Raw genomic sequence first — 22,377 nt, 5'->3', positions numbered from 1 at the left:
AATGGCCGGTCATTTGGACTTCCAGCAATTCCAGGAAAAGCGTGAAGCGGTTTTCCTCCGGAATTGCATCCAAAGCAAGGTAGAGGCGAGAGGCGTGGCTGAGCAGACTTCAACCGCCAATGCATGGCCGGCTAACTCCGCAGCGATCGATCTGATTCCGCCCGGCCGCAAGCGCCTCGGCTGGGCCCTGATGATCGCCGCGACGCTCGTGCTGCTGGCGACGATCGTCATGCAGATCCTTTACAAGACTGAGGTCGACACGATCGGCTTCTATACCTGGCGTCCGGTGGTCTACGCCTATGTGCTGTGGGGCGTGGCGCTCGGCGCCTGGCAAGTGCTGACGCGCGGCGAGGACGGCCAGCGCGCGCTGTTCCTGCTGCCGGCGCTGCTCTTCACCGTCGCCATGGTGATCTTCCCGACGCTGTTCGGCTTCTATATCGCGCTGACCGACTGGAACCTCAGCTCCTTCGCTGGCCGCAGGTTCAACGGTCTCGACAATTTCTGGCAGATGCTGGCCGACCCCTACTACCGCAACGCGCTCTTCAACATGGTCCTCTATGTGCTGGCGGTGCTGGTCGAATATGTCATCGCCTTCGGACTGGCGCTGCTGCTCAACGCGCAGATCCGCGCCAGGAAATTCTTCCGTGTGGTCTTCCTGCTGCCGCTCATGCTGTCGCCGGTGGCGGTCTCCTGGATGGTCGGCAAGTCGCTGATGGAATACCGGTTCGGACCGGCATCGACGCTGGCGCGCCATCTCGGCTGGGACAATCCCGCCTTCTTCTCCGACCCGATCATCGCGCGCATCTCGATCATGGTGCTCGACGCCTGGACCTTCATTCCGTTCATGATGATCATGCTGCTCGCCGGCCTGCAAGCGATGTCGCGCGAGGTGATCGAGGCGGCGCGCGTCGACGGCGCGACGACATGGCAGACCTTCTGGCAGGTTACCTTCCCGCTGATGCTGCCGGTGTCCGTGACGGCGGTGATCCTGCGCATCATCTTCAAGCTGAAGCTCGCCGACATCATCATTACGGTGACGTCCGGCGGGCCCGGCGGCGCCACCGATTCCGTTTCGAGCTTCATCTACCGCGAATATCGCGACCGTTCGAATGTCGGCTACGGCACCATGCTCGCCATGGTCTATCTGATCATCATCGTCGTGTTCGTCACCTGGCTGCTGAAGCTCGCCAGTCGCTTCGTGCGCAACGTCAACTGAGCGTCCATATGAGCGTCCAGACCACCGAATATACCGTTTCCGATATCCGCTCCCCGGCGGCCTTCCTCGCCAGCCGCGTCTTCATCTATGGCGCCCTGGTGTTCTGGTCCTTCGTCTGCCTGTTCCCGATCTATTGGACGATCACCACTTCGTTCAAGTCGGCGGTCGATGTCACGCAGGGGCACCTCATCCCCTTCGTCGACTTCCAGCCAGACTGGAAGGGCTGGCGCTCACTCGGGCTGTCGCCGGATTCGATCGTCCAGACCTCGACGGTGCGCGACGAGTTCCTGAAACGCTTCATGAACTCGGTCATTACCTCTGTCGGCGCGTCGAGCCTCGCCATCATCATCGGCAGCCTCGCCGCCTATGGCTTGACCCGATACCGCTACAAGTTCGCCTGGTTCAAGAACGAGGACATCTCCTTCTTCTTCCTCTCGCAGCTGATCCTGCCGCCGGTGGTGCTGGCGCTGCCCTTCCTGGTGCTTTACCGCGAAGTGGCCCTGCTCGACACCCGCATCGGCCTTGTGCTCCTCTACACGCTGATGGTGCTGCCGATCGTCATCTGGATCATGCGCGACCAATTCAACTCCATTCCCGTCGAGCTCGAGGAGGCGGCACTCGTCGACGGCCTGTCGATCTGGGGCGCCTTCTTCCGCATTGTCATGCCGATCGCGCTCCCAGGCATGGTCGCCGCCTTCATCCTGGCGATGGTGCTCTGCTGGAACGAATATTTCTTCGCCGCCCTTCTGACGTCGACGGATGCCAAGACCATCCCAGTTATGGTGGCGAGCCAGACCGGCTCGCAAGGTATCAACTGGTGGTCGATGGCAGCCCTGGCGACAGCAGCCATCACGCCGCTGGCGATCATCGGCATCGCGCTCGAACGCTATCTGATCATGGGCATGACGGCCGGTTCGGTGAAATAGCCGCCTTCCCCTTCTTGTGGGAGAAGCGAGCTAGGCCCGCAATATCGCCCGCAAATGCTCGAGGATCATCGCCACACCCTTCCGGCCCAGCTCGGCCGAGGCATCCGATGCGCCTTTTGTGTACCAGCCGGTATTGTCCGCGAAATGACCGGCATCCACCGCTTCGGGACGTAGCGCCAGCATCAGCGATGTCTCGCCGATCCCGGCATGGTCGAATGGATATTTGCCGGTCATTGCGGCCGGCATCAGCGGGTGCACCTGCACCCAGTTGAAGACGTTCTCGCCCTGGGCATGGCCGGCATAGTAGTCGACCATCTTCTCCGAGCCCCACCAGCCCTCGCCGCGTTCCTTCTCCAGGAAGCGGAAAATCGCCTGCCGGCCGGCGGTCTTGAAGGCGAGATCGGTCGGCATGCCGGCGACGAAATTCTCGGTCTGGTGATGGATGATGGCGTGAATGTTGCGGAAGCCGATGCGCAGCAGGCCATAGAACAATTCCTCCGCAAAGGGCGCCAGCACCGGACCGCCGACCTGCACCGAGCCGCTGCCTTCCGGCGGCGCCACGGCATAACTCGCCGCGCCATAATAGAAGGGCGGCAGGATGACGATGTCCCGCTCCTTCTCGATAAGCTCGAGCGTCTTGATGACGGCCAGCGTGTCCATGCCGACCGCCATGTGCTCGCCATGGTATTCGAGCACGCCGAGCGGCAGCGCGAGCGGCCAGTTCTCCTCGATCGCGTTGCGGATCTGGTGCGGCAGCATCAGTTCGTAGCGCATGTCCCTACTCCATGTTGGTGTGCCGGGCGCGCATCGTCTCCGGCGTTGCGCCGGTGAGCGCCTCGAGTTTCAGCACCATCACCTCGAACACCAGGAAAAGCGCTGCCTCGAACAGCGAGCCCATGGGCAGCACCGAGCTTCTGGCGGCGCCTTGGTCGCTCGCCATGGTCTGGGCCGGAACGAGCAGCGTGAAGTCCGCAAGCTTTGCCGCGCTGCCCGCCGGTTCGGCCGTGAGCAACACCACCTTGGCGCCGGCCTCCCGGGCCACGCGCATCAAGGTGAGAACGGTGGCGGTCTCGCCCGGTCCGGAACTCGCCAGGAAGACATCGCCCTGGCCGAGGGGCGGCGTGGTCATATCGCCGACCACCGAAACCGGCAGGCCGAGATGGAAGAGCCGCATAGCGAAGCCCTTGACCTGCAGCGCTTCGCGGCCGCAGCCATAGACGACGATCTTGCCAGCGCCGGCGAGCATTGCGCAGGCCGCGTCAACCCGACCGTCATCGATGCGCCCCAACACGGCGCCGAGCTCGCCCAGCGCTGTCGCAAACAACTCCGATCCGGCTTGCGTCATGGCTGCTCATCCTGTCTGCCGATGCCTTGATAGGCATGCGGCTTTGCGATCGCGTTCGGCGCGAAACACTTGTTTTCGTTCATGCTATCACCGCGAAAATTCGTGTCCAACGAGCCTCGGCGCTTTTGCTGTGCCACCGGCGTGCTAGTGTCATGTCAGACAAATCAATCCAGGACATCTTGCCGATATGAAGACACGGCATTTCGACCGCATCGGCAATGGCGGCATCACCTTCACCGAGCTTGGTTTCGGCACCGCGCCGCTCGGCAATCTCTACCGCGCTGTCTCGGACGAGGATGCCAATGCCACGCTGGAGGCGGCCTGGAAGACCGGCTGCCGCTATTTCGATACCGCTCCGCTCTATGGCCTCGGCCTTTCCGAAACCCGGCTCAACCCCTTCCTGCGCGGCAAGAAACGCGACGACTATGTGCTGTCGAGCAAGGTCGGCCGCCTCATGCGCGTCTCTGCGCCCGACCAGCGAACCGGCATCGGCAAGTTCTTCGACACGCCCTCGCGCCGGGAAGTCTACGACTACAGTTACGACGGCGTGATGCGTTCCTTCGAGGCCTCGCTGGAGCGGCTCGGCGTCGACCGCATCGACATCCTTTATGTGCACGATGTCGACATCTTCACCCATGGCAGCAAGGAGGCTTCCGACCGGCGCATCGAGGAGTTCATGTCTTCGGGCTATTACGCGCTGCTCGCGCTGCGTGACCAGGGCGTGATCAAGGCTTTCGGAGGCGGTATCAACGAGTGGCAGGTTTGCCAGACGCTCGCCGAGCGCGGTGATTTCGACCTCTTTCTGCTCGCCGGCCGCTACACGCTGCTCGAGCAGGATGCGCTTGCGAGCTTCCTGCCGCTCTGCGAGCAGCGCGGCATCGGCATCGTTCTTGGCGGGCCCTACAATTCCGGCATACTGGCGACAGGGCCGAAGCCCGGCGCCTTCTACAACTACACAGAGGCGCCAAAAGACGTGCTCGATCGCGTGGCACGCATCGAGGCGGTCTGCAAGCGCCATGGCGTGCGACTGATCGAGGCGGCGTTGCAGTTCCCGCTGCGGCACCCTTCCGTGATGTCGGTAATACCCGGCGGCCAACGGCCGGCCGAAGTCGAAAGCAACCGTGCACTGCTCGACGTGAAGATCCCGGCAGCATTGTGGGCGGATCTCAAGCAAGAAGGCCTGATGCGCGCCGACGCGCCTACCGGCTGATGCCACACATATGCCCCTGGCGCGGGTCACAAAAAGGAAGAGCCGGGCAAGCCCGGCTCATCTGATCTTAAAAAGAAAAGGTCCTAGTTGACCGCGTCCTTGAGGCCCTTGCCGGCCGAGAATTTCGGCACGGTGCGCGCCGGAATCTTCACTTCCGCGCCGGTCTGCGGGTTGCGGCCGGTCGAAGCAGCACGTTTTGACACGGTGAAATTTCCGAAGCCGACAAGCCGGACATCGCCGCCCTTCTTCAGTTCGCCAGTGATCACAGAGAACACCGCATCGACGGCGGACTGCGCATCAGCCTTCGAAATGCTTGCGGAGTCGGCGACGGCGGACACCAGTTCGTTCTTGTTCATAAAAATTCCCTTCCATGAGAAAACCGGAACTACGACTCATCCGGCAGGAAACGGACTTTAGAAAGAAGCGTTCCGGAACCCAAGCCGAAAACCGCAGAATTCCGGGCTTTTTTCCACTTTTTCGGAGATTTTTCACATGAAAAAGCCGGGCTGAAAGCCCGGCTCTCTCTTTGTGCATTGCAACCTTAGAAGAAACTAATGCGCAAGCGACTTGCCGGCGTCGTCGCCGGCGTCCGCGCCGGCCGGCGGATTGACCGGCTCGACCCATTCGATCGGCTCCGGCATCCTGACCAGCGCGTGCCTCAGCACCTCGCCGACCCGCGACACCGGAATGATCTCCATGTTGTTCTTCACATTGTCCGGGATCTCCGCCAGGTCCTTGGCATTGTCTTCCGGGATCAGCACCTTCTTGATGCCGCCGCGCAGCGCGGCAAGCAGCTTCTCCTTCAGGCCGCCGATCGGCAGCACCCTGCCCCGCAGCGTCACCTCGCCGGTCATTGCCACATCGGCGCGGACCGGAATGCCCGTGAGCACGGACACGATCGCCGTCACCATCGCCACACCCGCCGACGGGCCGTCCTTGGGCGTCGCGCCCTCCGGCACGTGGACGTGGATGTCGCGCTTGTCGAACAGCGGCGGCTCGATGCCGAAATCGATGGCCCGCGAGCGGACGTAAGAGGCCGCCGCAGAGATCGATTCCTTCATCACGTCGCGCAGGTTGCCGGTCACCGTCATGCGTCCCTTGCCGGGCATCATGACGCCTTCGACGGTGAGCAGCTCGCCGCCGACTTCCGTCCAGGCAAGACCCGTGACGACGCCGACCTGATCGTCGGCCTCGACCTGACCGAAGCGGAAGCGCGGCACGCCGAGATAATCGGCGAGGTTGTCGGCCGTGATCTTCACCGTCTTCTTCTTCGTCTTCAGGATCTCGGTCACCGCCTTGCGCCCGAGCTTCATCAGCTCGCGCTCGAGGCTTCTGACGCCCGCTTCACGGGTGTAGGTCTGGATGATGCCGCGGATCGCGTCCTCGCCGACCGAGAACTCGTTCGGCTGCAGCGCGTGATCGCGGATCACCTTCGGCATCAGGTGCCGCTTGGCGATCTCGATCTTCTCGTCCTCGGTGTAGCCGGCGATGCGGATGATCTCCATGCGGTCCATCAGGGGCGCAGGGATGTTCAGCGTGTTCGCCGTCGTCACGAACATCACGCTCGACAGGTCGTATTCGACTTCGAGGTAATGGTCCATGAACGTCGAGTTCTGCTCCGGATCGAGCACCTCGAGCAGGGCCGACGACGGATCGCCGCGGAAGTCCTGGCCCATCTTGTCGATCTCGTCGAGCAGGAAGAGGGGGTTGGACTTCTTGGCCTTCTTCATCGACTGGATGACCTTGCCGGGCATCGAGCCGATATAGGTCCTCCTGTGACCGCGGATCTCGGCCTCGTCGCGCACGCCGCCGAGCGCCATTCGGATGAACTCACGCCCCGTGGCCTTGGCAATCGACTTGCCGAGCGAGGTTTTGCCGACGCCGGGCGGGCCGACGAGGCACAGGATCGGACCCTTGATCTTCTTCTGACGGCTCTGCACGGCGAGATACTCGACGATACGCTCCTTGACCTTGTCGAGGCCGAAGTGATCGGCGTCGAGCACGTCCTGGGCGTAGCCGAGATCCTGCTTGACCTTGGAGTTCTTGCCCCACGGGATCGACAGCAGCCAGTCGAGATAGTTGCGCACCACCGTCGATTCAGCCGACATCGGCGACATCGACCGCAGCTTCTTCAATTCGGCTTCCGCCTTCTCGCGGGCTTCCTTGGAGAGCTTGGTCTTCTTGATGCGCGCCTCGATCTCGGCAGCCTCGTCGCGGCCGTCCTCGCCCTCCCCGAGCTCCTTCTGGATCGCCTTCATCTGCTCGTTGAGGTAGTACTCGCGCTGCGTCTTCTCCATCTGGCGCTTGACTCTGCTGCGGATGCGCTTCTCCACCTGGAGCACGGAGATCTCGGCTTCCATGAAGCCCATCGCCTTCTCGAGACGCTCCTTGACGGAGAGCGTGGCGAGCATCTCCTGCTTCTCGGGGATCTTGATGGCCAGGTGCGAGGCAACCGTGTCGGCGAGCTTGGAATAGTCGTCGATCTGACTGGCGGCACCTACCACTTCGGGCGAAATCTTCTTGTTCAGCTTGACGTAGTTTTCGAAGTCGGTGACGACCGAACGGGCCAGCGCCTCGATCTCGACCTCTTCCTCCTCCGGCTCGACCAACGCGGTGGCGCGGGCCTCGTGGAAGTCGGCACGATCGGTGAACGAGACGATCTTGGCGCGCGAGGCGCCCTCGACCAGCACCTTCACGGTGCCATCGGGAAGCTTCAGGAGCTGCAGCACATTGGCGAGCGTGCCGATGTCGAAAATCGCATCGGGCTCAGGATCATCGTCGGCTGCGTTCATCTGGGTGGCAAGCAGGATCTGCTTTTCCTGACCCATCACTTCTTCCAGCGCCTTGATCGACTTTTCACGCCCGACAAAGAGCGGGACGATCATGTGCGGGAACACGACGATGTCGCGCAGTGGGAGGACTGCAAACACGCCGTCGCCGGAAGCCCTGGATATTTTGGCCATTGTCCAACCTTTCATGTCGCGGCCGCTAATTGAGCCAACCGCGAATCTTATATTAACGACCGAGCGTCGTTCCGCCTACCACCGTTTGTGACGGGAATTTTACAGCGCAGAATTCGGGCCCTCGGCCTTCCGCTGTTAGGTGGATGCGGGCGGTGCAAAGATCAAGGGTTAGCATGCTTTGATCAGCCACTCCATCACCTACAGGTAAGCCCCCTCACAGCAAAACGGCGCCACACGGGCGCCGTTCCATGAAAATTTGCCGGATCAGTGCCATTTCAGGCGCTGACATTGCCCTTCTTTTCCTTCTGCTCGGAATAGATGTAAAGCGGCCGGGCGTTACCCGAGACCACCTCTTCCGAGATCACCACCTCGCGCACGCCTTCCAGCGCCGGAAGCTCGAACATCGTGTCGAGCAGGATCGCTTCCATGATGGAACGCAGGCCGCGCGCACCGGTCTTGCGCTCGATGGCGCGCTTGGCGATCGCCGACAGCGCGTTCTCGTGGAAGGTGAGATCCACATTCTCCATCTCGAACAGCCGCTGATACTGCTTGACCAGCGCATTTTTCGGTTCCGTCAGGATCTGGATCAGCGCCGGCTCGTCGAGGTCCTCGAGCGTCGCCAGAACCGGCAGACGGCCGACGAATTCCGGGATCAGGCCGAATTTCAAAAGATCCTCCGGCTCGACCTGGCGGAACAGGTCGCCCGTGCGGCGATCCTCGGGCGACGCCACGGTTGCGCCGAAGCCGATCGAGGTCTTGCGGCCGCGATCCGAGATGATCTTGTCCAGTCCGGCAAAGGCGCCGCCGCAGATGAACAGGATGTTGGCGGTGTCGACCTGCAGGAATTCCTGCTGCGGGTGCTTGCGGCCGCCCTGCGGCGGCACGGAGGCAACCGTGCCTTCCATGATCTTCAACAGCGCCTGCTGCACGCCCTCGCCCGAGACGTCGCGGGTGATCGACGGGTTGTCCGACTTGCGCGAGATCTTGTCGATCTCATCGATATAGACGATGCCGCGCTGCGCACGTTCGACATTGTAGTCGGCCGACTGCAAGAGCTTCAGGATGATGTTCTCGACGTCCTCGCCGACGTAACCGGCTTCGGTCAGCGTCGTGGCGTCGGCCATGGTGAACGGCACGTCGATGATGCGGGCGAGCGTCTGGGCGAGCAGCGTCTTGCCGCAGCCGGTCGGCCCGATCAGCAGGATGTTCGACTTTGCCAATTCGACGTCGTTGTTCTTGCCGGCATGCGCGAGGCGCTTGTAGTGGTTGTGGACGGCCACCGACAGCACCCGCTTGGCGTAGGGCTGGCCGATGACATAGTCGTCGAGAACCTTGAGGATCTCTTGCGGGGTCGGCACGCCCTCGCGCGACTTCACCATCGAGGTCTTGTTCTCCTCGCGGATGATGTCCATGCAGAGTTCGACGCACTCGTCGCAGATGAAGACGGTCGGACCGGCGATCAGCTTGCGCACTTCGTGCTGGCTTTTGCCGCAAAACGAGCAATAGAGCGTGTTCTTTGAATCGCCGCCGTTGTTGCTAACTTTGCTCATTTTTTCTGTCCTTTCACCGCCTGCCAGCCGATGGTCTGGCCGCATTGGCGCCTCATCAATCTATCGCAGGAATCCGCCGGCGCCAGTGTCCCGGCTCACACAGCGCATTCCGTCCGAAACACAATCAGAAAACGCGACAATGATTCGCAGCAACCCCATGCAAAGCTAAGCCGTCGAAAATCAACATAGCCTTAACGTAGGCAATCCCGAACCTTGAGGGAACAGGCAATTGTGGCCGAAATGCCGCAAGCCGCGCCAAAAGCGCGTTATCCCGCCATTCAGCCCCCAATCAGAGCCTATGCGGCGGGGGTTTCGCCAAGTTCGCGCGTCGTAATGACCTTGTCGATCAGACCAAACTCCTTGGCCTCGTCGGCGGTCATGAAATGGTCGCGGTCGAGCGTCCGCTCGATCTCGTCATAGCTCTTGCCGGTGTGCTTGACATAGACCTCGTTCAAGCGGCGCTTCAGCTTGATGATGTCCTGCGCATGACGTTCGATGTCCGACGCCTGGCCCTGGAAGCCACCGGACGGCTGATGGACCATGACACGGGCGTTCGGCGTGGCAAACCGCATATCCTTGTGGCCGGCGCAAAGCAGCAACGAGCCCATCGAGGCTGCCTGGCCGATGCAGAGCGTCGATACCGCCGGCTTGATGAACTGCATGGTGTCGTAGATCGCCATGCCCGATGTCACCACACCGCCCGGCGAGTTGATGTACAGGTTGATTTCCTTCTTGGGGTTCTCCGCCTCGAGGAACAAAAGCTGTGCACAAACCAGCGTCGCCATCCCGTCCTCGACCGGGCCGGTGATGAAGATGATGCGTTCCTTCAACAGGCGGGAGAAGATGTCGTAGGCACGCTCGCCGCGATTGGTCTGCTCGACCACCATCGGAACGAGGTTCATGTAGGTTTCGACGGGGTTCTTCATGGACTACCCTTGTTGGACGGATTCCGGCGCCGTAGACCTGAGCAATCGGGCGGAATCGGTTCTGGATCGTTGAATCCTAAATAGGATGCCGGCTCACCCTAGCGCAAGGCCGCCCCTCCTAGCCATCTGGTTAAGTCGAAGCAAGCGGCTCGGCCCAAGGAAATGCTGCAGGTTGCGCCGGAGATGGCCCTTTGCCCGAAATGCCAGGGCGCTACCCGGCCGCCACGGTAGCAGTTTCTTAACCGCGCTGCTTAACGACAAGCCGTGAAATCCCCGTCCATGGCGGACCTTCCGATACGCTCCCGCGTTGAACCGGCGTCCTTTTTTCAACGGGTGAACGTCATGTTTAGCCAGAGTTCCTTTTGCACGAGTTCCTTTTGCAAGAGCTCCCTTCGCAAGGGTGCCGCATCGCTCGCCTCGACCAGCCTCGCAATGCTTACCGCCGTGTCGCAGGCCGCGGCCGGCGGCCGCACGCTCGAATGCTACGAGCCGGTGCATCGGCCGGCGATCTACGACACGGTCTATGAAGACGTGATGGTGAGCCCCGGCGGCCAGCTCGTCCACTATGACGCGCCGATCTACGGCACGACCGAGAGCATCGAACAGATCGCCACGCCTCGCATCAGCTATGAAGTCGTACCGGCCGTGACGCGCACCGTCTATCACACGGTCAAGGTGGATGACGGCGGCTATGCCTGGGAATGGCGGGTCATCCACGGCCGCAAGGTGCTGTGCAAGGTGTGGCGTGAGGCGCGCTACGCGCGGGTTGCCAAAGCGGGTTGCCAAAACGGTCATCGTCGAGCCGGAGCGCGTCCGGCGCGTCGTCCTTCCGGCCGAATACGAAGGCGTGGCCCGCGAGGTGCTGGTGCGGCCAGGAGAGCGGCGCATCACGGAAATCGCGCCCTCATACCGGAGGGTAGCGCGGCGGGTGGTGGTGCGGGAAGGCTCGACCGACTGGCGGCGGGTGCATATCCCGCGGCACTGCGTGGACTAGCCGGAAAATCACGCGGGGGGGTTTCCGACCGGGTCGGCATGGCGAGCCCGGCCGGAAAGCCGGCTTAGGCCAGGTCGACGTCGAGGATCGCCATCGAGAAATTATAGTCGCCGTCGTCCTCGTCCTTGAAGACGATGCCGAGGAATTCGTCGCCGACATAGACCTCGGCAGAGTCTTCCTTGCGCGGGCGCGCCTTCACCTGCAGCTTGGGATTCTGGAAGACGCGCTTGAAGTAGGCGTCCAGCTTTCTGATTTCGTCTGGCTTCAAAAGTCTTCTCCGAATGCGGCTGTTCGTTGGAACGCGCTTCTGACACGCCGACGATGGCGATGTAAAGGCAAGCCGGCAGCATTACAACCGAGCCTTGAGTGGCGACCGGACTCCGGCCACTGGCGATGACCGCAGAATCAGATGTCGAAGCTGACGACGTGGTCCATCGTCTGCGAGGGCAGGAGTTGGTCCATCTGTCGCGAGGGCTGGTCGCAGCCGGTCTCTCCGACGACACGCGCCGGCACGCCGGCGACCGTCTTGTTATGCGGCACGGGCGAAAGCACTACCGAACCGGCCGCGATCTTCGAGCAATGGCCGATCTCTATGTTGCCGAGTATCTTGGCGCCGGCGCCGATCAGCACGCCGCGGCGGATCTTCGGATGGCGGTCGCCGCTGGCCTTGCCGGTGCCGCCCAGCGTCACGCCGTGCAGGATCGAGACATCGTCCTCGATGACGGCGGTCTGGCCGACCACCAGGCCGGTGGCGTGATCGAGAAAAATGCCCTTGCCGATGCGGGCGGCCGGGTTGATATCGGTCTGGAACACCGAGGACGAGCGGCTCTGCAGGTAGAGCCCGAAGTCCCTGCGGCTCTGGTTCCACAGCCAATGCGCCAAACGGTGCGTCTGGATGGCATGAAAGCCCTTGAAATAAAGCACCGGCATGATGAAGCGGTCGCAGGCAGGGTCGCGATCGTAATAGGCTTGGATGTCGACGCGGACCGTCGTGCTCCACTCCGGATCGTCGGCAAGCATGGCCTTGAAGGTCTGCCGGATGAGGTCGGAGCCGATATCCTGATGCGCCAGGCGCTCGGCCAGGCGGTGAATGACCGCTTCTTCCAGGCTCTCCTGGTTGAGGATGGTGGAATAGAGGAAAGCAGCCAGCAACGGATCGCGGTTTACCGCTTCCATCGCCTCATCCCTGATCGCGCGCCAGATCGGGTCGACCGGCTGCACCATGCTGGGGCGGGCTATCGTAACGCTGTTCATCGACGGTCTCCGGCCTGCTCATTCATCCGGCGGCACATATAGGCCAGATCATAACACGGTTGAACTCAATTTTCCTTAGTGCTTTGTCAAATGGACTTGGTTCACCGAGATTCAAGCGGCGATGGAAAACGAACCCTTGATCGACGATGCGCTGAAAAGCGAGCTTGCCGCGCTCTATCAGAGCGCGGATCGCCACTACCACGGCTTGCCTCACATCGAAGCAATGCTGGCGTTGGCAGCCGAACACCGGCACCTTCTTGACGATCCAGAAGCAATCGAAGCGGCGATCTGGTTCCATGATGCGGTCTATGACAGCCGCGCCAAGGACAACGAGGCAAAGAGCGCCGTGCTGGCAGAAAGGAAGCTCTCCGGCCGCACCGACCCGGCCCGGCTTGCCCGGATTCTGGCCATGATCAGCGCCACCGCCACGCACCAGTTGCCGCCGCTCGAAGATGAGGATGCCGCAAGCGATGCCGCCCTTTTCCTCGACATGGACCTCGCGATCCTCGGTGCCGACCCGAACCGCTTCGACGCCTACGAGAAGGCGGTCCGGCGCGAATATGGCTGGGTCGAGGAACCGATCTGGCGCGCCGGCCGCGCGGCTGTCCTGACGAGCTTCCTGGCCCGTCCGCATATTTTCAACACACAATCGTTTCGCGATCGGTTCGAGGCTCGGGCCAGGGAAAATCTGGTCCGATCGCTGCAGGTCCTGCAAGACCAGTCTCAACAGACCTGATCGCCACGCCGAACGTGAACGCCTCTGGGATGACCGAAACCATGGAAAACAACTTCTTCCAACCCGTCGACGCCGCCCAGGTGCCGCGATTTGCCGGGCTTTCCACCTTCATGCGGCTGCCGGCGGTGCCGAACGCGAAGGGGCTCGATATTGCCCTTGTCGGGATTCCTTGGGATGGCGGCACGACCAATCGGGCCGGCGCCCGCCACGGTCCACGCGAAATCAGGAACCAGTCGAGCCTGATGCGCCGCGTCCACCACGTGTCGGGAACCGAGCCGTTCAGCATTGCCAATGTCGCCGATGTGGGAGACCTCTCGGTCAATCCGATCAACTTGCTCGACGGATTGAAGCGCATCGAGGACGGCATTGCCGCCATCGTTGCTGACGGCGCTCTTCCTTTGGCCGCCGGCGGCGATCATCTGACGACCTTGCCGGTGCTGCGCGCCATCGCCCGCAAGGAACCCGTCGGCATGATTCACTTCGACGCGCATTCCGACACGAACGACTGCTACTTCGGCGAGAATCCCTATACACACGGGACGCCCTTTCGCCGCGCGATCGAGGAAGGGCTGCTCGACCCGAAGCGGGTTATTCAGATCGGAATTCGAGGCTCGATCTATGAGCCGGGCGAACACGACTGGGCGACCGCTCAGGGCGTGCGCATCGTATATATGGAAGAGTTCGTCAAACGCGGCACCGCTTCCGTCATGCAGGAAGCACGCGATCTTGTCGGCGACAGCCTCACTTACGTGACCTTCGACATCGATTGCATCGATCCGTCGATGGCCCCCGGCACCGGCACGCCGGAGCTCGGCGGCTTCACCACCCGCGAGGTGCAGGAGCTGGTTCGATTGCTCGACGGATTGAATTTCGCCGGAGCCGACGTCGTCGAGGTCGCGCCTCCTTTTGATATTGGCGGCATGACGGCGCTTGCCGGCGCGACCATGATGTTCGAGCTGCTTTGCGTTATGGCGAAATCCATCGCCGACAGGAGAACGCGCGGCTAAAGCATTCTCCCCGAAGTGCTTCCAGTTTCGGGAAAAGGACATCGCAAAGGTCAAAAGCAGGTCGCGTTTCGCGCAACCTGCTTTAGGTAGACGCGTCGTCGCCCGCAGCGGACGGTATGGGTCAGAGCGGATTTTCGGCGTAGAACTCCAGCACGCGCTGCTTGAAGCTCTTGTCGCCGACGGCGAGCATGTGGTCGCGGCCCTCGATGCGAAAAGCCTCTGCGTGGGGCATCAGCGCGGCAAGCTCGTCGGGCGAGCCGGCGATGTCGTCCTTGGTCCCGACGGCAATCAGGGTCGGCTGGGCGATCCGCGCGACATCGTCCTCGCTCATTGACGCGCGTGAGCCGACTATGCAGACGGCCAGCGCCCGGCGGTCGCTGCGCGTCTGGTCGGCGAAGGCGCGAAACGAGCGGCCGCGCGCATGGCTGATCGTACCGGCATCCTCGGCCAGAAGCGCATCGGCGATTGGATCCCAGTCGCCGACGCCGTCGACAAGACCGATGCCGAGGCCGCCGAACACCAGCGTCGCCACCTTGTCCGGATTGGACAACGCCATGAAGGCGGATACCCGCGCGCCCATCGAATAGCCCATGACATGGGCGTGCTCGATGCCGAGGTGATCGAGCAGCGCGGCCGCGTCCGAGGCCATCTTGGCCGGCGTGTAGTCCGCCTCCTGGTAGCTCTTCGTCGACGCACCGTGGCCGCGATTGTCGACGGCGATGGCGCGGTACCCCGCGTCGTTCAGCGTCTTGAACCAGCCCGGCGAGACCCAATTGACGTAGTGGCTGGAGGCGAAGCCGTGGATCATCAGCACCGGATCGCCCTGACCGGACGCCGGCCGGCGGTCGAGGTAAGCGAGTTCGAAGCCGTCATGGGAAAAATATTGCATCTGGTGCAGCCGCGGTCAGTTGGAGCCGGCGCCCGAGGTCTTATCGATCGCTGGGTGACGCAGGAGATCGCCGTCCTTCAGACCGTCCTTGGCGGCCGTTCCCGCCTTCAGCTCAAGCACGAAGCTTACCGGCTGTCCGGGCGAGATGATCGCCTCCGATTCCGGTTCGCCACGCTTGACGGCCTTGATCCTGCCGTCCTGGCCGATAAAGACCAGGTCGAGCGGCATCGGTGTATTCTTCATCCAGAAATTCACCTCAGCGGGCCGCTCGAACACGAACAGCATGCCGTGATCGTCGGCCATGTCCTTGCGGTACATCAGCCCGGCCTCGCGTTCTTCCGAGCTGTCGGCTATCTCGATTGAGAAGGAATGCTTGCCGGAGCCGGTGATCGCGACGAGCCGCGTCGGATCGGCAGGCAGCATCATCGCCTGACCGTCCGCCGAACTCGGTCTCAAGGCGCTGAAAATGGCGGCCAGAGCGATGGCGGCGCAAAGCGCGCCTGCGGTCAGCCAGTTGCGATGAGCCATGTGATACCTCGTCCAGGCCCTGTCCTAGACCATGATCCGAGCGAGTGGAACTGGTTTTTGGACAGGAACGGCCTTGCACCGGGCAGGGCATCCCGATCGTATCGAGAGAGCCCGATGCATGTCGCCCAAATCTGCCAAGCGGTTTTGGCGAACCTGCATCAAGCAAAAAATAAAGTGCGTCGGGCCGCGCTTTAATGCGAGACCGGCAAGGTGCCCATATCGGGGTGTATTTCGGCGGCCATAAGGCCTTTGTCGCCGCGTCCGAAACGGACCAGAACGACCTGGCCGGGCCTCAGCTCGGTAATGCCGTAGCGGCGCAGCGTCTCCATATGGACGAAGATGTCCTCGGTGCCCTCGCCCCGGGTCAGGAAGCCGAAGCCCTTGGTGCGGTTGAACCACTTCACCAGCGCCCGCTCGAGCCCGCTCTCGGCAGTCACGGTGACATGCGTGCGCTGCTCCTGCTCGGCCGGATGCACCGCTGTCGAGGCGTCCATGGAAAGAACCCGGAACGCCTGCAGGCCACGCTCGCCCTGCTTGACGAGACAGACGACGCGCGCGCCTTCCAGCGCGGTCTGAAAGCCATCTCTTCGAAGACATGTCACATGGAGGAGAATATCACCCGAGACGCCGTCGTCCGGAAGAATGAAGCCGTAGCCCTTGGCCACGTCGAACCATTTGATAGCGCCGGCGATTTCGACAAGCCCGGCGGAGTCGCCGCCACTGTCTCGCGTCAAGGCGTCGTCAAGGCTTCCGTCCCGCCTCGTAAAAGAGGCTTTTTCCCCCATAAGAACGCCCCCTTTTCCAACTGCAACCGCTAGTGATTCTTGCCATCAGATTAACACTGCGGCTTCCGGGGTGTGCAAGACCTGACGTGCCTTTTTTCACCGTTGAGCACCGGAAAGCCTCAATTGTTGTTTACCGGCGCGGCCTGAAGAGCAAAGGCGCGGCTGAAATCGATCACCTTATCGGTTTTGTCGGACGATTGCCCTTTGGCGGAGCGGCTCCTATGGTGCGCCGCAAACGTAACGCCGCGAGGAATCCGATATGCGCTATCTTCACACAATGGTCCGCGTCGCCGACATCGATCAATCGCTCGATTTCTACTGCAACAAGCTCGGCCTCAAGGAAGTGCGTCGCTACGAGAACGAGCAGGGACGCTACACGCTGATCTTCCTCGCCGCGCCCGATGATGAGCAAAGCGGCATTGCAGAGAAGGCGCCGCTGGTCGAGCTGACCTACAATTGGGATCCGGAGGAGTACAAAGGCGGCCGCAACTTCGGCCACCTCGCCTATGAGGTCGACGACATCTACGCCACCTGCCAGAAGCTGATGGACAATGGCGTGACCATCAACCGGCCGCCGCGCGACGGCAACATGGCCTTCATCCGCTCGCCGGACGGCATCTCCATCGAGCTCCTGCAGAAAGGCCCGGCCAAGGCAAAGGCGGAGCCATGGGCCTCGATGTCGAATACGGGAAGCTGGTAGGCGCCTGCCCCTCCCGGGGATTTGACCGGCCGGTCTATGGCGTTTTGCCGGATCGCGCCTATCTAAGCGCTTGTGGCGCCAGCCAGATCAGGCTGGCGCTTTTCTTGATCCGCCGGGAGAATTTCATGCCGACCAGCCGCGCCGACGTCGCCACTGAAAACGCCAGCCGCTATCTGCAGCAGCTCTGCAAGCACTGGGCGCACAAGTTCCCGGTCGAATTCGACCCGCATCACGGCGCCATCCAGCTCTCGCTCGGCCGCACCGTGATGGATGCAGACGACAAGGCTCTCCACATCGCGGTCGCCGCTGACGACGCCGCCTCGCTCGAGCGGCTGGAAGCCGTGGTCGCCGACCACATCAAGCGCTTCGCCTTCTGCGAGGAGCTGACCTTCGACTGGCAGAAGGCTGCCTGAAAGAATTGAGCGTCAGCCGGCGGCCTTGCTGGCCATTTCGAGCAGCGCAAGCACGCTGCGCCAGTTGCGCGCCGTGCCCGGCACCTTGAGCGTTCGCCCAATAAGATTGGCAAACACCGATTTGCCAAGCCCTTCCGGCGCATGCAGGTAAAGCACGTCGCCTTTGATCTCGAAGCGCTCTGGGCCGGCACACTTTTCCGCCAGCCGCTTCGCCTCTTCCGCGGTCGGCTCTCGCTCCAGCGCATAGGCATGCAGCTTGGTCGGCTCGCCCGCAACCTCCGGATAGGGATTGTCCTTCACCAGGCGCTCGAACCAGCCGGCATTGCGCACCATGATGCGGGAATTGAACCCCCATTTCTTCTCGAAGGCCGCTTCGAGTGCTTTGGTCAGCGCCGCAGCGTCGCTGTTGTTGGCACGAAACACGACGCTGCCGCTTTGCACGTAGGTCGATACGTCTGTGAAGCCGAGGTCTTCGAAGAACGACCTCAGCTCCGCCATCTTGACGATGCGGTTGCCACCGACATTGATCCCGGAAAACAGGGCTACGAACACCGTTCCTTTGTCGCCCGTTTTTGGCCCGCTCATATGATGAACCCCGCGAGCGTCTCGTTGTCGGTGATGTCCTGATACTGCACGCCCTCGGCGTCGAAATTGGCCTTCAGCAGATCGAAATTGCGCCGGTCCTTGGTCTCGATGCCGATCAGCACAGAGCCGAAATTGCGCGCCGACTTCTTGAGATACTCGAAGCGCGTGATGTCGTCGTCCGGGCCGAGCATTTCGAGGAAATCGCGCAATGCGCCCGGCCGCTGCGGGAAGCGGATGATGAAGTACTTCTTCAGCCCTTCGAAACGCAGCGCTCGTTCCTTGACGTCCGGCAGGCGCTCGAAATCGAAATTGCCCCCCGAGACGATCGCGACGATGGTCTTGCCCCTCATCTCCTTGCGGGAAAAATCCTTGAGCGCGTCGATCGCCAATGCGCCGGCTGGCTCCAGCACCACGCCCTCGACATTGAGCATCTCGATCATCGTCGCGCAAAGCCGGTTTTCCGGGACAAGGCGCACCGCGTCAGCGGTGAATTCCTTGAGATGGCGCAGCGGCTCGCGGCCGATTTCAGCCACCGCCGCCCCATCGACGAAGTTGTCGACCTTGGCGAGCCTGATCCGCTTGCCGCCGGCGAGACTCTCGCTAAGGCTAGGCGCACCCGCCGGCTCGCAGAATACGAAGCGCAATTCACGCTGCTGGTCGGCGAAATAATGGGTGACGCCGGCAGCCAGGCCGCCTCCGCCCACCGGCAGCATGACGATGTCGGGCATGCGCCCGCCCGGCATCTGGGTTGCGATCTCGTAGGCGACGGTCGCCTGCCCCTCGATGATGTCCTTGTGGTCGAAGGGCGGCACCATATGCGCGCCGGCGGCTTCGGTGAATTCGAAGGCGGCGCGATAGCAATCGTCGAAGAAGTCGCCGACCAGCCTGATCTCGACGAAATCGCCGCCGAAAAGCCGCGTCTTGTCGATCTTCTGCTGCGGCGTCGTCACGGGCATGAACACCACGCCCTTTTTGCCGAAATGGCGGCAGACGAAGGCAAAGCCCTGCGCGTGGTTGCCCGCCGAGGCGCAGACGAACAGCTCGGCATTGTTGCCGGCGGCGAGCGCCTTGCGGAAGAAGTTGAAGGCGCCCCTGATCTTGTAGGAGCGGACCGGCGTCAGGTCCTCGCGCTTCAGGAGGATGCGGGCGCCGGTCTTTCTCGACAGATAGTCGTTCTCCTGCAGCGGCGTTTCCGGAAAGATCCCGCGGATCGCCTCCGCGGCGCCTGCGACGCGGGAAGAAAAACTGTTCATGAGGCAACCGGCTCCGAGACCATGTGGTTCGCAGCCCAAGCCTATTGCATAGTTTGGTTTTCGCGGCCACCGATGCAGCCGCTCGCCGCCCTCCTGCCGCCGCTTTGGTTTTCGCGCAACAGTGCCGAGGCGATTGGCACCCGCCGATCAAATTTCGGCTGGACACGACTTACTTCCGCCGCACTTCCCCTGTCCGGGAGATTTCGCGGAGGCGGATGGCCAATTGCGGCCCGAATGGAAGTTTCGACGTGCATTTGAAGACGATTTGCATCTTTGCCCTGGCCTTGCTGGTTGCAGGCTGCGCGGGACGACCGTCACAGGAAATCCTGGGCAGCGTCGTGGTGCCGACGACGGCGACCGAGATCGCCGGCAACCATTCGATCTTCATCGCCACCACCCGCAAGCGCTCCGACGACCCGAACAAGGTTTTCGACGGCGAGCGCTCGGCGACGCTCAATTACGCCCGCGTCAACGTCACCGTCCCGCCGGTTCATGAGACCGGTCAGATCGAGCGTCGCTCGCGCGGGACGTCGAACGATCCGACCAAATATTTCATGGCTTCCGAGGTCGTCGGCTACGACACGCAGCCGAAATTCTCCAGCGCGCTCAATGCCGACATCGACGCCCGCGGCGGCCGCGTCATGGTCTTCGTCCACGGCTACAACACCGGCTTCGACGATGCCGTCTACCGTCTGACCCAGATCGTTCACGATTCCGGCTATCCCGGCACGCCGGTGCTTTTTTCATGGGCTTCGGGCGCCAAGACCACCGACTATGTCTATGACAAGGAAAGTGCCGCCGCCGCCCGCGACCAGTTGGAAGTGACGCTGAGAATGCTGGCGCAGACCGGTGCGCGCCGCATCGACATCGTCGCCCATTCGATGGGGACGTGGGTGACGATGGAAACACTGCGACAGCTCGCCATCACCGGTGACCGCGACCTCGGCGGCAAGCTCGGCGATGTTCTCCTGGCCTCGCCCGACATCGACGTCGATGTCTTCAAGAGCCAGATGCGCCGCTACGGCAAGCCCGACAAGCCGTTCATCCTGCTCCTGTCGGACGACGACCGCGCTCTCCGGCTCTCCGGCCTGATTGCCGGTGCACGGCCGCGCGTCGGCGACTACAGGGACGCGGCCGACCTCGCCTCCTACGGCGTCACGGTGGTCGACCTCTCCAAGGTGAAGGGCAACGACAGCTTCAACCACACCAAATTCGCCGACAACCCGATGCTGGTGAAGATGATCGGCCAGCGGCTGCGCCAGGACGACGGCTTTGCCAGCGACCGCGACGTCACCGACCGGATCAGCCAGCTCGCCACTCAATAACCGTGTTCACGCGGTTGCCGCCCTGCACGGACTTTGAACTGGACCAGACCGCTCGCTGGCTTTATCGAAGGAGCCCGAGAGGTTTGCCGCCCTTGGGGGATCCCGGGTGATCGTGCGTTGGAAGATCGTCCTTGGCCTTGCCTTCACGCTCGCCCTGACGGGCTGCGCCGGGCAGAACGCGCCTGACCTGCTCAATCGGAAGCCCGTTACCGCGCCTGCATCCGAAATTGCGGCCAAGCATGAGATCTTCGTCGCCACGACCCGGCAGCAGGCGACCAAGGACCCGCGGCAGGTTTTCGACGGCGACCGTTCGCTGACCACCAGCTACGCGCGTGTCGACGTCACGGTTCCAAGGATCCACCAGCTTGGGGCGATCGAGCGCGCCAAGGGTTCGGCCGACAGCATTCCGGCTAGGCAGTTCACCGCCACCGATGTCGTCCACTATGGGGACGCTTCGCAATTCGCGAAGGCGGTCGGCACAGATATTGCCATACGCGGCGACCGCGCCCTGGTCTTCGTGCACGGCTTCAACAACGGCTTCGACGATGGCGTTTACCGCCTGACGCAGATCGCGCACGACACGAATTATCCGGGCACACCGGTGCTGTTCTCGTGGGCGTCGAGCGGCAAGACGACCGGCTACATTTATGACAAGGACAGCTCCACCGCCGCGCGCGACGACCTGGAAGCGACACTGAGGATGCTTGCCAAGTCCCGCGCCAAAAGCATTGACATCATTGCCCATTCGATGGGGACTTGGCTGACGATGGAAGCTTTGCGCCAGCTCGCCATCACCGGCGACCGCGATCTCAACGGCAAGCTCGGCTACGTCATCCTCGCCTCGCCTGACATCGACGTCGATGTTTTCAAGAAGCAGATGATCCGCTACGGCAAGCCCGACAAGCCTTTCGCCATCCTTCTCTCGGGCGACGACCGGGCGCTCAAGCTGTCCAGCTTCATCTCCGGCGAAAAGCCGCGCGTCGGCGATTACGACAACGCGGCAGATCTCGCCAACTACGGCGTGACGGTGGTCGATCTGACCCAAACCAAGGGCGGAGACCGGTTAAACCATGCCAAATTCGCCGACAATCCGATCCTGGTGCAGTTGCTCGGCAATCGACTGCGCACGCCTGCCGGTCTTGCCTCGGACGAGCCGGATCCAACGCAGCTCAACAATATCGGCCAGGGTCTCGGCAAGGCGGTCGGCTCGGTCGCCGAGGTGGTCATCACCACGCCGTTCAGGGTGCTGACGATCGCCACCGGCGGCTGAGCACCGGTTAGGCGTGTCGAGGTGCGGGTCAGGCCGGCCTCACCCCAACATCGGCGATGCTAGAGCGGGATGAAATTGTTGGGAGTCGTTGAGGATTCCCAAATCAGCGGGTTTATGATTCACCATTCATGCTGGGAAGGAGGCCAGCATGGATGGCACTATCGATGGATCTGCGAGAGCGCGTCGTGGCGGCGGTGAAGACAGAGGGAATGTCGCGGCGCGCAGCTGCGAAGCGTTTCGGGGTCAGCTACAGCGCTGCGATCGAGTGGGTGAAGCTCGATGAGGAAACCGGCAGCGTAGCACCGCGCAAAGTCGGTGGTTCCAAGCCGAAGAAGCTATCGGGGGCCTGGCGCGACTGGCTCATTGAGCGCTGCCGCAAGCAGGCCTTCACGCTGCGCGGGCTTGTCGCCGAGCTCGCCGAACGAGGGCTTGAGGTCGACTATCGCTCGGTCTGGGAGTTCGTCCACGCCGAGGGTCTGTCGTACAAAAAAAGACGTTGGTC

Annotated in this window: 24 protein-coding genes; 11 read left to right on the top strand and 13 right to left on the bottom strand. The window is 62.3% G+C overall.

Annotation, left to right across the window (positions count from 1 at the left end; all coding sequences use genetic code 11):
• The first annotated feature begins 94 nt into the window (after positions 1-94).
• Together CK221_RS24555 and CK221_RS24550 are read left to right on the top strand one after the other, a co-directional pair.
• The gene (locus CK221_RS24555; RefSeq protein WP_095779633.1) at positions 95-1,216 is read left to right on the top strand and encodes a sugar ABC transporter permease; all 1,122 of its coding nucleotides are present in this window, start codon (positions 95-97) and stop codon (positions 1,214-1,216) included.
• A gap of 8 nt (positions 1,217-1,224) precedes the next feature.
• On the top strand, positions 1,225-2,142 hold the full coding sequence (locus CK221_RS24550) for a carbohydrate ABC transporter permease (protein WP_066998838.1): 918 nt from the start codon (positions 1,225-1,227) through the stop codon (positions 2,140-2,142).
• Between the two features lie 30 nt (positions 2,143-2,172).
• On the opposite strand, the gene CK221_RS24545 is transcribed toward CK221_RS24550, so the two are convergent.
• Positions 2,173-2,916, bottom strand: a complete 744-nt coding sequence (locus tag CK221_RS24545; RefSeq protein ID WP_095779577.1) for a creatininase family protein — start codon at positions 2,914-2,916, stop codon at positions 2,173-2,175.
• 4 nt (positions 2,917-2,920) lie between these two features.
• A complete protein-coding gene (hxlB, locus tag CK221_RS24540; RefSeq protein WP_095779576.1) occupies positions 2,921-3,487 on the bottom strand; it encodes a 6-phospho-3-hexuloisomerase in 567 nt (188 codons plus the stop codon).
• Between the two features lie 187 nt (positions 3,488-3,674).
• Between hxlB and CK221_RS24535 the strand changes: the two genes are divergently transcribed.
• Positions 3,675-4,697, top strand: coding sequence for an aldo/keto reductase (locus CK221_RS24535; protein WP_095779575.1), 1,023 nt, complete (start codon positions 3,675-3,677; stop codon positions 4,695-4,697).
• An 83-nt stretch (positions 4,698-4,780) separates the two neighbouring features.
• Here the strand turns inward: CK221_RS24535 and hupB are convergent, their stop codons facing one another.
• From hupB to clpP, 4 genes are all read right to left on the bottom strand, one after another.
• Positions 4,781-5,053: a DNA-binding protein HupB gene (gene hupB / locus CK221_RS24530; protein ID WP_027166452.1), complete on the bottom strand. Its 273-nt coding sequence runs from the start codon at positions 5,051-5,053 to the stop codon at positions 4,781-4,783.
• A gap of 195 nt (positions 5,054-5,248) precedes the next feature.
• Complete coding sequence (lon, locus tag CK221_RS24525) at positions 5,249-7,660, bottom strand: endopeptidase La (protein WP_066998851.1); 2,412 nt, start codon at positions 7,658-7,660, stop codon at positions 5,249-5,251.
• A gap of 275 nt (positions 7,661-7,935) precedes the next feature.
• Complete coding sequence (gene clpX, locus CK221_RS24520) at positions 7,936-9,210, bottom strand: ATP-dependent Clp protease ATP-binding subunit ClpX (RefSeq protein WP_059185169.1); 1,275 nt, start codon at positions 9,208-9,210, stop codon at positions 7,936-7,938.
• Between the two features lie 296 nt (positions 9,211-9,506).
• Entirely contained in the window at positions 9,507-10,136 is a 630-nt protein-coding gene (gene clpP, locus CK221_RS24515) for an ATP-dependent Clp endopeptidase proteolytic subunit ClpP (protein ID WP_066998854.1), read from the bottom strand.
• Positions 10,137-10,478: 342 nt separating this feature from the next.
• Between clpP and CK221_RS24510 the strand changes: the two genes are divergently transcribed.
• Positions 10,479-11,198: a hypothetical protein gene (locus tag CK221_RS24510; RefSeq protein ID WP_348628446.1), complete on the top strand. Its 720-nt coding sequence runs from the start codon at positions 10,479-10,481 to the stop codon at positions 11,196-11,198.
• Here the strand turns inward: CK221_RS24510 and CK221_RS24505 are convergent.
• Both CK221_RS24505 and cysE read right to left on the bottom strand, forming a co-directional pair.
• On the bottom strand, positions 11,195-11,398 hold the full coding sequence (locus CK221_RS24505; protein WP_040969488.1) for a DUF3126 family protein: 204 nt from the start codon (positions 11,396-11,398) through the stop codon (positions 11,195-11,197). The genes CK221_RS24510 and CK221_RS24505 overlap by 4 nt on opposite strands.
• A gap of 137 nt (positions 11,399-11,535) precedes the next feature.
• Positions 11,536-12,384: a serine O-acetyltransferase gene (gene cysE, locus CK221_RS24500; RefSeq protein ID WP_095779574.1), complete on the bottom strand. Its 849-nt coding sequence runs from the start codon at positions 12,382-12,384 to the stop codon at positions 11,536-11,538.
• A 121-nt stretch (positions 12,385-12,505) separates the two neighbouring features.
• On the opposite strand from cysE, the gene CK221_RS24495 reads away from it, so the two are divergent.
• Positions 12,506-13,120, top strand: coding sequence for a hypothetical protein (locus tag CK221_RS24495; RefSeq protein WP_095779573.1), 615 nt, complete (start codon positions 12,506-12,508; stop codon positions 13,118-13,120).
• Between the two features lie 41 nt (positions 13,121-13,161).
• Positions 13,162-14,127, top strand: a complete 966-nt coding sequence (gene speB, locus CK221_RS24490) for an agmatinase (protein ID WP_095779632.1) — start codon at positions 13,162-13,164, stop codon at positions 14,125-14,127.
• A 121-nt stretch (positions 14,128-14,248) separates the two neighbouring features.
• Here speB and CK221_RS24485 read toward each other — a convergent pair whose 3' ends face one another.
• From CK221_RS24485 to CK221_RS24475, 3 genes are all read right to left on the bottom strand, one after another.
• Positions 14,249-15,016, bottom strand: coding sequence for an alpha/beta hydrolase (locus CK221_RS24485; RefSeq protein ID WP_095779572.1), 768 nt, complete (start codon positions 15,014-15,016; stop codon positions 14,249-14,251).
• A gap of 15 nt (positions 15,017-15,031) precedes the next feature.
• Positions 15,032-15,544 (bottom strand): DUF192 domain-containing protein, encoded by a 513-nt coding sequence (locus CK221_RS24480; protein WP_066998868.1) that lies wholly within the window; start codon positions 15,542-15,544, stop codon positions 15,032-15,034.
• A gap of 191 nt (positions 15,545-15,735) precedes the next feature.
• Positions 15,736-16,329: a cold-shock protein gene (locus CK221_RS24475; protein WP_066998870.1), complete on the bottom strand. Its 594-nt coding sequence runs from the start codon at positions 16,327-16,329 to the stop codon at positions 15,736-15,738.
• Between the two features lie 259 nt (positions 16,330-16,588).
• On the opposite strand from CK221_RS24475, the gene gloA reads away from it, so the two are divergent.
• Together gloA and CK221_RS24465 are read left to right on the top strand one after the other, a co-directional pair.
• Entirely contained in the window at positions 16,589-17,029 is a 441-nt protein-coding gene (gloA, locus tag CK221_RS24470) for a lactoylglutathione lyase (protein ID WP_066998873.1), read from the top strand.
• 125 nt (positions 17,030-17,154) lie between these two features.
• The gene (locus CK221_RS24465; protein WP_095779631.1) at positions 17,155-17,442 is read left to right on the top strand and encodes a DUF2218 domain-containing protein; all 288 of its coding nucleotides are present in this window, start codon (positions 17,155-17,157) and stop codon (positions 17,440-17,442) included.
• Between the two features lie 12 nt (positions 17,443-17,454).
• Here the strand turns inward: CK221_RS24465 and CK221_RS24460 are convergent, their stop codons facing one another.
• Both CK221_RS24460 and ilvA read right to left on the bottom strand, forming a co-directional pair.
• Complete coding sequence (locus CK221_RS24460; RefSeq protein WP_095779571.1) at positions 17,455-18,027, bottom strand: DUF1697 domain-containing protein; 573 nt, start codon at positions 18,025-18,027, stop codon at positions 17,455-17,457.
• Positions 18,024-19,280 (bottom strand): threonine ammonia-lyase IlvA, encoded by a 1,257-nt coding sequence (gene ilvA, locus CK221_RS24455; protein WP_095779570.1) that lies wholly within the window; start codon positions 19,278-19,280, stop codon positions 18,024-18,026. Before ilvA ends, CK221_RS24460 begins: the two co-directional genes overlap by 4 nt.
• 215 nt (positions 19,281-19,495) lie before the next feature.
• On the opposite strand from ilvA, the gene CK221_RS24450 reads away from it, so the two are divergent.
• The 3 genes from CK221_RS24450 to CK221_RS24440 form a co-directional block, all read left to right on the top strand.
• Positions 19,496-20,605 (top strand): alpha/beta hydrolase, encoded by a 1,110-nt coding sequence (locus CK221_RS24450; protein ID WP_066998881.1) that lies wholly within the window; start codon positions 19,496-19,498, stop codon positions 20,603-20,605.
• Positions 20,606-20,711: 106 nt separating this feature from the next.
• Positions 20,712-21,875: an alpha/beta hydrolase gene (locus CK221_RS24445; RefSeq protein ID WP_095779569.1), complete on the top strand. Its 1,164-nt coding sequence runs from the start codon at positions 20,712-20,714 to the stop codon at positions 21,873-21,875.
• A 152-nt stretch (positions 21,876-22,027) separates the two neighbouring features.
• On the top strand, positions 22,028-22,377 hold a 350-nt coding region (locus CK221_RS24440; RefSeq protein ID WP_143749098.1), incomplete at its 3' end, for a transposase.

The sequence above is a fragment of the Mesorhizobium sp. WSM3868 genome, assembly GCF_002294785.1.
Lineage (GTDB): Bacteria > Pseudomonadota > Alphaproteobacteria > Rhizobiales > Rhizobiaceae > Mesorhizobium.
The sequence above is the reverse complement of the archived record's forward strand: the minus strand, read 5'-3'. Positions and strand labels throughout refer to the sequence as shown.